Below are 14250 nucleotides of genomic sequence, written 5' to 3'. Positions count from 1 at the left end.
GAAAGAATGCTGAGGCAGTAGAAATAAATGCCTGACAAAAAATCGGGAAAGCCAACGGCTGCGGTCGAGGTGGTGACGGTTGACCGCTCGGCCACCACAAGGCGCCCAAATTCTCCCCGCATGACTGGGGCGAGTGTTCATGTGTCTTTAGCAGGCGAGATCGGTCTGCGAATCGTGCGCGGCGACTATCCGCCGGGCACGATTCTGCCAAATGAGGCAAAATGGTCGGAAGTCTTTGACGTCAGCCGATCGGCGGTGCGCGAAGCGATCAAGATGCTGATGGCCAAGGGCCTGCTTTCTTCTCGCCCCAAAATCGGCAGTTGGGTCGAACCCAGGGAGCGTTGGAACCTGCTGGATCGAGATGTCTTGGGCTGGTACGCCGCATCTCCCGATCGCGAGTCGTTTCTGAGGGCCGTGCAAGAACTCAGACATATGATCGAGCCGGAAGCGACGGCACTTGCTGCGGAGCGCCGGACTGAGGAGCAGATGGATGAGATCAGTCAGGCCCTGCATGACATGGATCAGGCGACATCGCTCCAACAGCGAACAGAATCCGATACGCGATTTCACATCGCGATCTTGCGCGCCTCGGGAAATGATCTGCTGGTACCGCTCGGCGTCTTGATCGAATCGGCGCTGAACCACCTCTTCGCCCATGTGACGCGGGAGGAAGACAATTTGCGGTACGCGCTGAAACTTCATGAAAATATTGAGAAAAGCATTCGACTGCAGCGACCGAACATGGCGCGCAACGCAGTCCGCAAGGCGCTGGCAAATACCGACGAAATCATCGCCCGGTGGTCACGATAGATTTTTGCATCCTGTCCGGCCGGCGCGTTGCCGATAGCTTGATGCAGGGGAATTCAACCTCCTACAGTCCTCGATGCCTACCCAAAACCCGCGGCTTGTGCTATTTTCCTTGGCAACCTTCGGGAGCTGGGCCATGCGTGGGCTGCTTGCATCGGTGGCGTTGATTTTCACAGCGACGGTGGCCGCTGCGGGGAGCCCCTTGTTCGATGCCGTTGCCACTGGAAACACCGCCGTCGTCGAGCAGGTTCTGGCTACCGGTGCCGAAGTCGACAGCCGGACACGCGATCAGGCAACACCTCTCATCAATGCCGCGCTCGGAGCCCAGCTCGCCATAGCCGAATTGCTGATCGGCAAAGGCGCCGATGTCATGGCTCGGAATTCAGGCGGCTTTACGCCGCTTCATGCCGCGGCCTTTTCCGGCAGCTTGCCGATCAGCAAACTGCTTCTCCACCATGGCGCGACGCTCGACGACGCGGCCAATAAAGCGGGCGTGACACCGCTGATGGTCGCCGGTGAGGAAAACCACGTCGCTCTCGCCACGTTTCTTCTCGCTGAGGGGGCTGACGTAGGTCGTGCGGAGGTTCACGGCTACACGCCAATCACGCGAGCGATCTGGAAGGGCAACTCGGACATCGTGCGACTGTTCAAGCGGCATGGTGCGCCTTGCCCTCCGGCCAGCCGCATCGGCGAGAAAGAATACGCGAAGTGCATGGAAATCCACGATTGAATAGGAGGCACAGATGCATGCAGGGACCAGAAGCGGTGCGCGAGGAATTGGTCGCTCTGTGGCGGTGTTCGTTGTGGCTTTGGCAGCTGTCGGTGGATCGCGGGCTTTCGCCGACGACTCGGTTAACACGGGGTACTTCGGCGGGGTGGCAATCATGGGATATGACCCCGTCGCCTATTTCACCGAAGGCAAAGCGGTGAAGGGCTCCGAGGAATTCTCCCACGAATGGCTGGGGACGCCGTGGCTTTTTGCCAATGCCAAACACCGTGAAATGTTCATCAGCGAGCCGATCAAATATGCGCCTCAGTATGGCGGCTACTGCGCGGGCGAGGTGGCTCTCGGATCGGTGACGATCAACGTCGATCCAGAGGCATTCAAGATCATCGACGGCAAGCTTTACCTGATCTACGACAAGGGATCGGCGGAAGGGTTTGCCGCTCATGTGGCCGAAGCAGTGCCGAAAGCCGATAGAAACTGGCCGAAGGTCGCAGCCGATCTCGAACGGGATCAGTATCACTGATCGCGGGTGGAGCGCGGCTATTTGACGGGCGAAAAATAGAAGACCTTGGTGGAGTTCACGTAAGCATAGCTGGTTTCAGCGGGCGAGTTTGCAGGTCTGTAGACCGGTCCGCAATCGGCTCGTCCAAATGCGTTTTCGCTCTGCTCGCAGAGCATGTCGCCATTGACGAAAACCGTTCCGGTGATCATCTGCGTCGCCGAGCGGAAGGCCGCCTTGCCGTCACGTTCGATTTGCATGAGTGCAGGGCTTCCTGAGGGTTCGGTCTTGCCCCGGAGGAGTTTGCCCATGACGGCGCTTGCGATTTCGTCACCGTGCAGCCGTTCCTGCTCATTGCCCTTGAAACCGAATGGCCATTCCGGCAGGCCGGCCTCGCGTAGGGCATCGAGGATAAACGCCAAATCCTGCTCGTTGCGGAAATGGGCATTGCTGATATGCCAGCCCGCCAGGGAATCGCGCCCAGCCAGAAAGCGAAGTCCTTCGGCGACAGTCGCACGGGCGGCGTCGAGGCGACCGGCACGGGCATAGGCCATAGCGAGTGGGGTAACGAAATCGCCGTTTCCCGGAGAACCATCGCGCGCGCGTTCGAAGTTGTCGATGGCCTTCGTGTAGTCGCGCAGCAAATAAAACACCAGGCCAGCCGTGTATCGATTGATGGCGGAGAGGTTCGGATCGTGCCTGAGCGCTGTCTCGACGGCCGCGCCGGCCTCGGCATGATTACCGGAGAACAGTTGAACGTATGCCAACGCCATATGAGCTTCGGCATCGGCAGACCCAAGCGACACTGCCTGCTGCGCCGAGGCAACCGCCTGCTCGTAGCGGCGGTCCACGACTTGCATGACGGCAAGAACGGCGTATGGCGATGAAAGAACCGGGTCGAGCGCCAGCGCGCGACTTGCCTTCTCGTAGGCCCTTTTTCGCGCCAGCGCGCTCTGGAGAACGTCGTCGTACGCGCTTCGCCAGACATAAGCGGTCGCGTGCGCGTCGGCTGCGAAGGCCTCTGCAAAACCGGGGTCGAGCGCCTCCGCCTTGTCAAAGAGCGCCAGTGCCTCGAGCAGCCGAGAACGGCGGCCGGTGCGCGTCGCCTGCTCGGCACGAAGGTAGTAGTCGTAGGCCTCGAGATTGGCGGTCGGCGGACGGGTAATCCGCTCCGCCTCGGATTGAGTGAGTTTCAGGCCGAGCGCTTCGGCGATCTGCCGACTGAGCTCATCCTGCACAGCCATGACATCCGCCGCGGCGCGGTTAAATCGGTTGGCCCATAGATGGTCGCCGCTTGCGGCATCGCTCAGTTGCGCATTGACGCGGATTTGATCGCCGATCCGTTGCACGCTGCCCTCAACGACAAAACGCACGCCGAGATCGCGTCCGATGTCGGCCAAAACGAGAGGCTTGCCTTTGTATGCAAACACCGAATTGTGACCGATGACGTCAAGATCCGAAAGCATCGTCAGATCGGCAATCAGGCTGTCGGTAATGCCATCGGTGAAATAATCCTGGCCGGCGTCGCTGCTCAAATTGGCGAAAGGAAGGACGGCGACAGATGGACGTTGCGGCACAAACGGCCATTGCCATGCGAAGACAATCGCAGTGGTCGCGATCAGCAGCGCTGCAAGCGTGGCCAGAATGATCGCCCGGCGGCGCGGCCGACGAGAGGCGACGACCTTGCCTGCCTCGGAGGGATCTAACAGAACACGGTAGACGCGAACCGGATCGGCTATGTTCTTCAGTTGCTGCTCACCGAGAGCCGAGAAGCCGACCTCAGCCTTGTGTACGGTGTGATCGAATGCGGTGCCGGATATGCAAATTCCGCCGGGTGGGGCAAGGCTCTCCAGCCGCGCGGCTATGTTGACGCCGTCTCCGTGAATGTCCTCCCCTTCGACGATGACATCGCCGAGATTGACGCCGATGCGGAAAAGCATCCGCTGCTCGGGCCGTAGGGCCGCATTGCGTTCCGCCTTTTGCTGCTGGATTTTGACGGCGCAGCGCAAGGCATCCACCACGCTATGGAACTCAACCAGGATCCCGTCGCCCATGGTCTTGATCAGGCGGCCGTGGTGCGTGGCGATCTTCGGTTCGAAGAGTTCGTGGAGGTCGGTGTGGAAGCGGATACGCGTTCCCTCTTCGTCGATCTCGCTCATGCGGCTGTAACCGACCACATCCGCAATCAGGACTGCTGCAAGACGGCGCTCCATACCAGCTCTTTCCGGGTGTCCGATCCGCTAACCGATATCTTACAGCAGGTGCCGTGCCGTTGCCATTACAGTTGCCCAAAGCGGCATCACGTTTGCCGGTCAAAAGCTCCCGTGGAGAGGGCGTGATCTGAGAGGCTTGTCGCGCGTCCGCCCATAGACGGAGCTGTCCGCCGTACTGGCCCGACAGTTCCTCCCCTCAGCAAGGACCAAGACTCGTTATTGTAAGTCCTGCCTTACGCAGTCCTTCCACACGGCGGTCAAAGTCCTCGGGGTTTCGGAATGGAAGAACCCGCCGGCGGCGCTCGACAGAAAAATCAGGATTGATCCTGAGTGCCTTTTTCCAGGCCTGCCGGCTCTCCTCCGGCCGGCCGAGGTGCCCATAACATGAGGCAAGCAGGGCGTAGGCGGTCTCCGACTGGGAGTTTTGTTGGAGCCGCTGCTCGATGGCTGCAATCGCTTGTTCATACTCGCCGAGAGAAAAGTGCGCATCGGCGCGAAATTGGAAGAGAATTTCCGGATGGTGCGGGTCAAACCGCATCGATGCATCGAGTGTTTCCAGGGCGCCGGCGGGATCGCCGGAGAATATCTGGATATGGGCCATCAGCAACAGGAGCTCGGCGGAGTTGGGCTGTAGCGCGAGGCCCTGCTGCACCTCCGCCTGCGCCCGGTCCAGTTCCCGGTTCCACATGCAAGCCATGCCCAGTGCGAAGCGGCCGTTGGGCTGTTCCTCGGCCATTTCCACGGCCTGCTGCGCGAGATCCATGCCGATCCGCAGCGAGCCTTCCGGATCGGTGCTCCAGGCGTTGACGTAGTCCAGCACGTGGGTGAAGGAAATGAGGGCCTGGGCGGCCGCATATTGCGGATCGATGGCAATGGCGTCGGCCGCCAGGCTGCGGGCGGCTCTATTTCCGGTTCGGGTATGGGCCGATGCCTGCTCGCGGCCGCGCAACAGCAACTCGTAAGCGTCGACATTGAGTGCGCGCCCTTGGGCCAATCGATCCTGGTCGCCATGCGTGAGGTTCAGCCTGAGCGCCGCCACGATCTCCTGCGTCAATTCATCCTGAACCGCAAAAATGTCGGTGAGGTCGCGATCGAAGCGGCTGGCCCAGATATGTCCGCCGTTGCTGGCGTCGATCAATTGGGCGGTGACACGCACGCGGTTGCCAGCCTTGCGAACGCTGCCCTCGAGGACATAGCGGACGCCGAGCGCCTTGGCCATCTCAGGCACGGAGGCTGTTACATTCTTGTAGACGAAGGATGAGTTGCGGGCGATCACGTGCAATTCGGACAGCTTCGAGAGATCGGTGATGATGTCCTCGCTAATACCGTCGGAGAAATACTCCTGTTCGGCATCGCCGCTCATGTTGTTGAACGCCAGTACGGCGATGGACGGCTTGTCGGGAACGGCCGGAACTGACGGCATGTCGATTGCGGGCCGCACCTGTGGTACCGGGTTCGGCCGCGGAGTTCCGATCTGAAGCGAATAGACCTGCATCGGTTCAGCGATATTCTTGAGCTCAATTTTGCCGAGATCGGTGACGGCAAGATCGAGCCGCGCTTTCACCTGGCGGTAGGCGTCTTCGGAAAGACAGATGGCGCCGGGCTTGGCAATTCCCTCCAACCGCGCGGCGATATTGACGCCGTCGCCCATCAAGTCGCCGTCGTTCTCCTCGACCACATCTCCCAGATGGATCCCCACCCGGAACTCGATGCGATTCTCGGGCGACACGCCGGTATTGCGCTCGACCATGGCGGTCTGCACTTCGATCGCACAGCGCACGGCGTCCACGACGCTGCGAAACTCGATGAGGCTTCCGTCACCGGTACGCTTGACGACCCGGCCATTGTGCACGGCAATGGTCGGATCGACCAGGTCGCTGCGCAGCGTTCTCAGCCGCGCCAGTATGCGATCCTCGTCCGCACCGGCGAGGCGGCTGTAGCCGACCACATCTGCGACCAGGATCGCCGCCAGTTTTCGCGTCACGCTCGTCAGTCCCAATTCCTCGTCGGACCAAAATAACACAGTGTGACCGGCAACGCCGCCAAATCCGATTGCCTTCGCTAAGAAGCGGTCCGGTGGCCGGCTGCTTGGACTTGAAGATAGTCGGTGAAGCTTACGCGATATCCGCGGCTAAGCTCCGTCTTTCAGAGAGAAGGCAAGGACGTAGTCGCCGACGTCTTTCGAATAGGGTGCGCCGCCAACCGATATCAGGACATATTGCTTGCCTGTTTTCGGTGAGACGTAGGTCATGGGTGTTGCGCTCGAGCCGACCGGCAGGGGGTATCTCCAGAGCTCGGCACCGTTCTCAGCGTCATAGGCACGGATATAATAGTCCTGGAAGCCGGCGAAGAAGACGACGCCGCCGGCGGTCGCAGACGTGCCGGCGTAGCTCGGCAGTCCCATCGGCATAGGCAGCTTGGTTTTGATCTTGAACGGCCCGAGTTCTTCGGCTGTCCCGGCCGGAACCTGCCATGCGATCTTGCGCGTCTTCAGATCCACTGCAGTGACGGTGCCGAAGGGCGGTTGCGTGCAGGGAACGCGGAGCCTCGATGTCCACATCTCGGTGGCCATGGCGTAAGGCGTCCCGCGCTGCGGGGCGGAGGGGCCGTGAGCAGTCGTGGTGAGGGCAAAGTCGACATACTCCTCGCGTGGGATGAGTGCAAAGAGACTGGGGACGCGGATATCGTTCATGAAGACCCTGTTGTTGGGCAGATCGACCGATACGCTTCCCCAATTGAGGCCACCCAGATTTCCCGGCTGCTGGATTGCATATTGCGTGCCGATCGGGGTGAAATCGCCGTCATAGCGCATCTTGCGGAAGGCGATGCGGCATGCCAGCTGATCGAACATCGTCAGGCCCCAGGCCGTCTGCTCCGTCACGCGCTCCGCACCGATTGTCGGCATGCCGACGGAGTAGGGCTGCGTCGGGGAGAGTTTCTCTTCGGGCACGCCGCCTTGCTGCGGCACCGGCTTCTCCTGAACTTCGGCAAGCGGTGTGCCGGTTCGGCGGTCGAGGAGAAAAAGCTGCCCGCGTTTGGTGGTCTGCAGCAGAGCAGGCACAGCGGCGCCATTGCCGTCAGGCAGGTCGACCAGGACCGGTTGGGCCGGCAGATCATAGTCCCAGATGTCGTGATGCACGGTCTGGAATTTCCATTTCTTCCGACCCGTCGTCACATCGAGCGCCACCAATGTCGCATTGTATTGATCGGCGAAGGAAGGGCGATTGACGCCGTAATAATCCGGCGTGGTATTGCCGAGCGGTGCATAGATGAGGCCAAGCTTGTCGTCGAATGCGGCCGTCGTCCACATGTTGGGCGTGCCCCGCGTATAAGTCTGGCCCTCCGGCGGAAGTTTGGTGATCCCCGGGTTGCCGAGATCCCATGCCCATTCGAGCTCGCCGGTGACGACGTTGAACGCACGGATGACGCCAGAGGGTTCGCCGACCTCCTGATTGTCCGTGACCCAGCCTCCGACGACGATCAGGTTGCGGGCAATCAGCGGCGCCGATGTCTGGAAATAATAGCCCGTCTTGACTTCGCCCATGCCCTGGGAAAGCTGCACGGTGCCATTGTCTCCGAAGTCCTTGCAGGGCGCGCCGGTCTTGCTGTCGATCTCCAGGAGACGGGCATCGATCGTCGTCTGCACCAGGCGCTCGTTGCAAAGACCATCGGCGGACTGGGCTTCCGTTGGCATCTTGTAGTAACCGAGGCCGCGGCAGCGTTGCCAATAAGGCGCCGTCGCCTTGGGATCGAAAGTCCAGCGGGGTTTGCCGGTATCTGCATCGAGCGCTGCGATCACGTCTGTCGGCGTGCAGGTGTAGACCGTATCGCCGATCTGCAGAGGCGTGTTCTGATCGGCGCCATCGCCTTTTCCGGTGCGATATGTCCAGGCGAGATCGAGCTTGGAAACATTGCCGCGGTTGATCTGATCGAATGGGGAATAACGATCTCCTGCCGTGGTGCGGCCATAGGATGTCCAGTCGGAGGGAGAGTTGTCACCCTTGGCGGTTTTATAGGCGGTGATGTCGGCGGAGGGGTGGATGATCCCATGCGGCACGAAGCTGAGACCGAAACCCGCGACAAAGATGAGAGCGGTCACCACGGCGCCACCATAAAAAAGCTTCCGGTTGGCGGCCGGGGAAAGCGATGGTGCAAAGAGAAGGGCAAAGCCCGCCAGCGCGATGGGGGACATCAAGCGGGCAAACAGCGCCCAGAAATTGAGACCCGACTCCCATAGCGCCCAGGGAAGGGTGAAAACGGCGACAGCCAAGACGATCAGCCCGCCTGACGTCTTCCGGCGCCACAGCAGAAGCGCGGCAGCCAGATAGGCAAGCCCGACGATTGCGTAATAGGGCGAGCCGCCGAGGCGCAGCAGCCAGGCGCCGCCTCCGATCAGCCCCAATCCGATAAGGGCGAGAACAATACAGAACAGGGTGGCCAGAAATTTCATAGTCTCCTCATCCAATCCGCCGCCCGATCACCTGGATTCCAACTCCGACCGTCGCATGGCCCTCGGGAAGCACAGGGCCATGGGTTGATGGTCAGAGACGTGTCTTCGGGAGAGGGCTGCTCTCTCGTTCAATTTTTAACTGATGTACCTGTGGTCACTGACACGCGGCCCCGACCCGGCAATGATGCCGCCGCCGCTCTGCGGCAACGGCTTGCCATTCCAAATCGAGTCAATACTTCTGAAAGGGGCACAGATGGTTCTCGGCGAAAAGCTTGATCTAGCGAACGGGCGACCGACAGGATTCGACTATATGCGATTACTGTTAGCCTTTTCAGTGCTTTGGATACACACGGCCCGCGTCACCTATGGCGACGACCTGTTTCTTTGGGAGTCGTCATTCCGTCCTTTTATCAAATCAGTGCTGCCCATGTTCTTTGTCCTGAGCGGGTTCCTGGTGGCTGGCAGTCTTGAACGATCGAAGACATTGATTTCCTTTCTCGGCAATCGATTTATCCGGATCTACCCCGCTCTCGCGGTAGAGGTATTGCTGGCTGCCTTTATACTCGGAGCGATCTACACTGAGTATGACCTGCGTGACTATTTCACCGATCCTCAGTTCTTTACATATCTGATGAATGTCACAGGGCACATTCACTTCAATCTCCCCGGGGTATTCCTGGATAATCCTGACGCCGCAATGGTGAACGGGCAGCTCTGGACGGTGCCCTTCGAGCTTGAGTGCTATGCCGTGATCGCCGTTCTCTTTCTGCTCGGCGTGGTCAGGCGGCGGGTGATTGCCCTTATCGCCACGCCGGCTTTGATCATAGCCTTCGGTATTGCAAGATATTGGAAACATGAAAGCGATTGGGCAACTATGCCGACTACCGCGTCTGGCAATCTGCTCATTTGTGCTTTTCTTGTGGGGGTGACCTTCTATCTCTACAAGGACAAGGTTCTTTGGGATATCCGAATTTTCCTCGCCTCTGTGGCAATGATATTGTGGGCCTACTGGTTCACCTCCTTTGGGGACTTCATTGCCATTCCGGCCATGGGATATGTCACGGTCTTCCTTGGTCTTACCTCGCCCCGCAAGCTCGGCGTCCTGCGTGGGGCCGACTACTCCTACGGCGTCTTCCTCTATGGCTATCCGATCCAACAGGCGTTCGTAGCGCTCGGCCCCTGGGCGCATAACTGGTGGTTGAACGGCATCGTCTGCAGCATTGTTGTCGCTGGCTTTGCCGCCTTCTCGTGGAGATTCATCGAAAAGCCGGCGTTGAAATTGAGGAAACAAGTCACCTGGCTGGAAAACCTCAGTCTCCAACGCGGCGCAAAACGGCAACTGGCCGGCGCGGTCTCGAAATAGGTTTGTCGATACCGGCCTCGATGCCGGCAATTCCATCGCAGGTGCTTAACCGGCAAGGACATCAGCAGGGCTCGCTATAGCGGCGGGCCTTGTTTCGTTATTGCGTGCCGATCACCTCAGATAAATATCCGGGTCCATCGCAGGGGCCGAGTTTTCCGTAGGCTGCTGCGCACGTAAGCCTATGGCCAAATTCATCTTTTCAGAAACAACAAATGAACGTTCAGTTCGGCGAGAGAACGCCGTAGCTGCATTGCTCGCTCCTGTATAAGCCTCCGATACCTGGATCTTTCTGACTGCAACATCCAAGGATTTCTTGGGTTTAATCGGCGGAACGGCCCTGCTGGATGAATAGTCGAATATTCTCCGGCATTGTTCCGTCGACTTGTTGGACTGCTATTAGCAATATTTTAACCGTAATAGGTAAAATACTTTGATCGGACTTCGTTTCGACTTTGGGTTTTGTCATGTCATTGAGGGCTGACGGTGGCTTGAAGGAGGTGTGAAGAGAGGATCAGATTAATGCTGAAGAGCACGCTCGTCGTGGTTGTCGTCTCTATCGCCGCCGGAGCGACCATTCGCGCCTCGGCCTTTGCAATCTTTGCATTTCTGGTGGTCACGGCCCTGGGCGGCGTGATCATGCTGAAAGGTTCCTCCTTGACGGAGGCGGTCGTTTCTTGCGTCGAAGTGCTTGTATTGATGGAGATATGCTATCTGGCGGGTCTATTCGCCTTCTCCTTGTGGCATATTCAAAAGCGCCGGAAAAAGAACTCCATTGCTGAGCGCTCCCATGTCACGGGCAAGCGTCCTCATGGGTGATGACATGACCGAGGCGGCAGGATGCTCGGTTGCGCCATGTCAGGGTGTCTAAAGTGCGTCGCAGTATTTTAGGTTCGCTTGCCGCGCCTTGGTCTTTGGTTTGCGCACATCTTTATCGCAAACCGCAACACAGTTTTACGCGACATGCTTTAGGAATCGACTTTGGGCAGCAACGCGTGCCGGGAAAGCAGCGCCGACAGCGTTTTTGCCATGATCACGAAATCCAGCCTGAGCGTCCATTTGGACAAATATTCGACGTCGAGGGAAATTCCATTCCGATAGCTGACGTCGTTGTGCCTGCTGGTTTGCCAATGGCCAGTCAGGCCGGGACGGAAGGCCATGTAGGCATAGGCATGTTCGCCGTAACGCGGCAGCTCTTCTTTGGTAATGGCGCGAGGCCCGACGAGGCTCATTTGACCCAGCAACACGTTAATCAATTGCGGAAGCTTGTCGAGGCTCGATCGCCTCAAAATATCGCCGACGACCGTGACGTGCGCGTCGGTCGTTGCGTCGGATCCTGTCGTCCGAAACTTGAGGCAACCAAACTCTTTTCCCTTATAACCGATCTTGCGATGAGAATTGAAAACAGGGCCCCAATCACTTAGCGTGACGATGACTGCTGCCGACAGAAGGAGCGGCGACAGAAAGAATAAGAAACTTGCCGCAATGATGATGTCCAATGCGCGCTTCAGAATTCTGCTGATCAGACGCGGTTGTGACGAATTGAATGGACGCCTTTCCTGTCGAGCCGTGGCAAAATCCCGCCAAGGTCCGGTTGGGTTGATGCCCTGATTTTTTCCCGCCACCTGCGTCTCCGTTAGACGAATTCCAGAAATCACAGCCAAAGCTTTGTTTTAATGCAAGTTTGATGTCTGTGACCGAGGTCATAATCATGAGTAAATTCTTTATACTCTAAAGAAATTCTTGCATATATTAAAATATTACCTTTGATTTTAACTATATAATAGAAATGTTATTTAGTTTTATTTTAAAATTCGGCGTTGTTGTTATACTTGTCGGATGTATTCTTGGGACGCGCAATTGTCATAAATTGTATAAAAAGCGTCATGCAGCCTCAAAGATTTGTTTGCGATAGAATTCAATATGAATTTTATGATATATAAACATGAGGATCAGTCATAATTATGTATAGTTTTAACACGAAGTTTTTATTTTATTATTGTTTGACTTTCTAATTTAACCTATTACGAATGTCGCTCAAGATAATAAATCGATTAGTCTGCGTGGAGTTGTGCGTATGGACGGGGCGATCAGCACCAGAGACAACAGACCTAGAGGAAACGCAGCGCGAACAAGCGAAGCGGTTACTTGCGGGTCTGCAGGTATTGTTTACGACGGCCGGGCGGATTTGGATCACGAGTTCCCGTTTTGCCGCTCGAGTGTTCGAAAGTTTCGCCGCGGTGAGATTATTGCCGGCGCCGGCGTCGTCCTCGACATGTTCGCCCGGGTACAGCGCGGAATGGTGAGCGCAAGCACCCCGCTTGCCGATGGGCGAGAGTTCATCGTGGAAATCGTTCCGAAAGGCGGCTTGATCGGCGAATTGGAGGTGCTCCGCAAGCAGTCTCTCAGCCTGGAATATCGGGCCTCGTCGGATTGCGAACTTCATTACTTCGACGGTCGGTTGCTGCGGGACCTGTGTGCGAACGATCCGCAATTTCAGGTGAAGATCCTGTCGAAGGCGCTGGCGCGTGTTTCCGAACTCGAACTGCGGATCATTTCCAATGCCGGATCGAGTCTAAGGCAGAGACTTGCAAGAACTCTGCTGCGTCTTTCTGCCCTCTACAGAATGGATGCGCAAAATAGCGGCGACGAGCTGATCATCTCCCAGCATGAGCTGGCCGCGACACTGCCGGCGTCGCGTGAAAAGGTCAACCAATGCCTGCGGCGCTTGCGCGAGAGCAAAGTGGTCGACGGGACACAGGGCAAAATCCGCATTCTCAATCGGAAGGCGCTGGAGGCTTATGCCGAGGGGGCGGGTCTCGCCTGAGGCGCGCCGCGATAAAAAGCGGAACGGCAGAAAGCCTCGACAAAACCCGCCGCCGGCGGGTTTTGTGTTTGATGACAGTGCGAGTTGATAGTCAGACGAAGCAGGCTGAAAGATCGGGTTGGCGTGTTGGCTCTTGTCTTCATGCGCGTCGTCCCAAAATCGCTGCGCATTTTGGCGTGGCATGCTTAGAGCGATTCAGCTTTTCATGGAAACGCAGAACCGCTCTAACTTTTTGTTTTATGCAATTCCGGACGGAAAACCGCTTCGCACTTTTCCTGGAATTGCTCTAGACGTCGCTCTCGGAAGCATCCTTCCAGTATTTCCAGCCTTCACCCTGTATGAGCCCGTGATCGGACAGGTCCTTCCAGCTTCTGTAGGTGCCCGTATCGTCGTAGACAAAGTCATCCATGTCCTTGCCTGAGGAGTATACGGTATATTCTTCCGTATGTTGGGACCGGTGTGCCGCATCGGCGACCTTGTGCACGAAGGTCGACAGGAACTTGAAATGCAGAAGGGCGCCGGATACGCCGAGCGCTCCGCGCATGTCGCCCAAATTCAGGGAGAGCGGCCAGACCTGGTGCGATGATTTGAGAAACAGACGTTCACCCGCCACATAGACGAGGGGTATCTTGTTGAGCGCGGGGCCGTCCCAGAGCCGGTCGTGGAAATAGACGCGCCCGCGAACGCCGCCCTTGATCCATATCGTCCAGTTGCGTTTGTCGAAATGCGCCACATAGCCGGAGCGGTCGAAGAGATTGCAGACCTCGAGCGGGTTGCGACCGGGTTCGCATATGTTTTCGAGAACGGGATGCGGGCTGTACATGTCGATCATGACCGAGCGGAGGGAATGGCCGCCCATGGAATCGATATAGGAAGTCAATTGATCGATCGGCCGTGTGTCGCAATGCGGATAGACCAGGAACTCGTCTGCATCGACATACAGGACCCACTTCTCCCGGCAGTGGCGGTTGATGACTTCGTTGATCCAGTCGTTTCCGAACCTCGCCGCCTTGTAGGAACCATGAGCCGAAAGAAGGGAGACATCGTCGAAGCCGGACAGCAACTCGGCCGTGCCGTCGGTCGAGCCGTTGTCGATACAGATGAAGTGCTCGAAACCGAGATCGCGATAATACTGAAGGAAGAAGGCCAACCGGTGCCCCTCGTCACGGATGACGCAGATGACGACGTGGCGCGCCTGCTTGAGCCCGTTGCGCAGCAGGTCATAGCGAACCTGCCGAGCCTTGAGCGACCGGCGCAGACGGGCTTTCACGTAATGCGAGATACTGGCGGCGGAAGCCCTATAACTCATATTCTGTCCTGAAGATTATCCATTCCTGGAATGAATGGATGAATACCTTGCGCTTCCG

General features: G+C 57.8%; 11 protein-coding genes. 6 read left to right on the top strand and 5 right to left on the bottom strand.

Annotated features, from left to right (window positions below; all coding sequences use genetic code 11):
- The first annotated feature begins 27 nt into the window (after nt 1-27).
- The 3 genes from HX898_RS16515 (at nt 28) to HX898_RS16505 (ending at nt 2057) form a co-directional block, all read left to right on the top strand.
- Complete coding sequence (locus HX898_RS16515; protein WP_138330129.1) at nt 28-810, top strand: FadR/GntR family transcriptional regulator; 783 nt, start codon at nt 28-30, stop codon at nt 808-810.
- Nucleotides 811-943: 133 nt separating this feature from the next.
- Entirely contained in the window at nt 944-1537 is a 594-nt protein-coding gene (locus HX898_RS16510) for an ankyrin repeat domain-containing protein (protein ID WP_138386740.1), read from the top strand.
- 13 nt (nt 1538-1550) lie between these two features.
- A complete protein-coding gene (locus HX898_RS16505; RefSeq protein WP_138330133.1) occupies nt 1551-2057 on the top strand; it encodes a YHS domain-containing (seleno)protein in 507 nt (168 codons plus the stop codon).
- A 17-nt stretch (nt 2058-2074) separates the two neighbouring features.
- On the opposite strand, the gene HX898_RS16500 is transcribed toward HX898_RS16505, so the two are convergent.
- The 3 genes from HX898_RS16500 to HX898_RS16490 form a co-directional block, all read right to left on the bottom strand.
- Nucleotides 2075-4246, bottom strand: a complete 2172-nt coding sequence (locus tag HX898_RS16500) for an adenylate/guanylate cyclase domain-containing protein (protein WP_180195118.1) — start codon at nt 4244-4246, stop codon at nt 2075-2077.
- A gap of 196 nt (nt 4247-4442) precedes the next feature.
- Nucleotides 4443-6230: an adenylate/guanylate cyclase domain-containing protein gene (locus HX898_RS16495; protein WP_180195117.1), complete on the bottom strand. Its 1788-nt coding sequence runs from the start codon at nt 6228-6230 to the stop codon at nt 4443-4445.
- Nucleotides 6231-6377: 147 nt separating this feature from the next.
- Nucleotides 6378-8696, bottom strand: a complete 2319-nt coding sequence (locus tag HX898_RS16490) for a membrane-bound PQQ-dependent dehydrogenase, glucose/quinate/shikimate family (RefSeq protein WP_180195116.1) — start codon at nt 8694-8696, stop codon at nt 6378-6380.
- Between the two features lie 253 nt (nt 8697-8949).
- Between HX898_RS16490 and HX898_RS16485 the strand changes: the two genes are divergently transcribed.
- Both HX898_RS16485 and HX898_RS16480 read left to right on the top strand, forming a co-directional pair.
- On the top strand, nt 8950-10059 hold the full coding sequence (locus HX898_RS16485) for an acyltransferase (protein ID WP_246697929.1): 1110 nt from the start codon (nt 8950-8952) through the stop codon (nt 10057-10059).
- 519 nt (nt 10060-10578) lie between these two features.
- The gene (locus tag HX898_RS16480; protein WP_180195114.1) at nt 10579-10875 is read left to right on the top strand and encodes a hypothetical protein; all 297 of its coding nucleotides are present in this window, start codon (nt 10579-10581) and stop codon (nt 10873-10875) included.
- 149 nt (nt 10876-11024) lie between these two features.
- Here HX898_RS16480 and HX898_RS16475 read toward each other — a convergent pair whose 3' ends face one another.
- Nucleotides 11025-11681: a sugar transferase gene (locus HX898_RS16475; RefSeq protein WP_180195113.1), complete on the bottom strand. Its 657-nt coding sequence runs from the start codon at nt 11679-11681 to the stop codon at nt 11025-11027.
- Nucleotides 11682-12133: 452 nt separating this feature from the next.
- On the opposite strand from HX898_RS16475, the gene HX898_RS16470 reads away from it, so the two are divergent.
- Entirely contained in the window at nt 12134-12883 is a 750-nt protein-coding gene (locus tag HX898_RS16470) for a Crp/Fnr family transcriptional regulator (protein ID WP_138386747.1), read from the top strand.
- Nucleotides 12884-13169: 286 nt separating this feature from the next.
- Here HX898_RS16470 and HX898_RS16465 read toward each other — a convergent pair whose 3' ends face one another.
- Nucleotides 13170-14192 (bottom strand): glycosyltransferase family 2 protein, encoded by a 1023-nt coding sequence (locus HX898_RS16465; protein ID WP_180195112.1) that lies wholly within the window; start codon nt 14190-14192, stop codon nt 13170-13172.
- Nucleotides 14193-14250: the final 58 nt, after the last annotated feature.

Origin of the sequence: Rhizobium sp. WYCCWR 11128 (assembly GCF_013416305.1) — a bacterium.
Classification (GTDB): domain Bacteria; phylum Pseudomonadota; class Alphaproteobacteria; order Rhizobiales; family Rhizobiaceae; genus Rhizobium; species Rhizobium indicum.
Note: the sequence above shows the minus strand (reverse complement) of the source record. Positions and strands in the feature narration are given on the sequence as shown.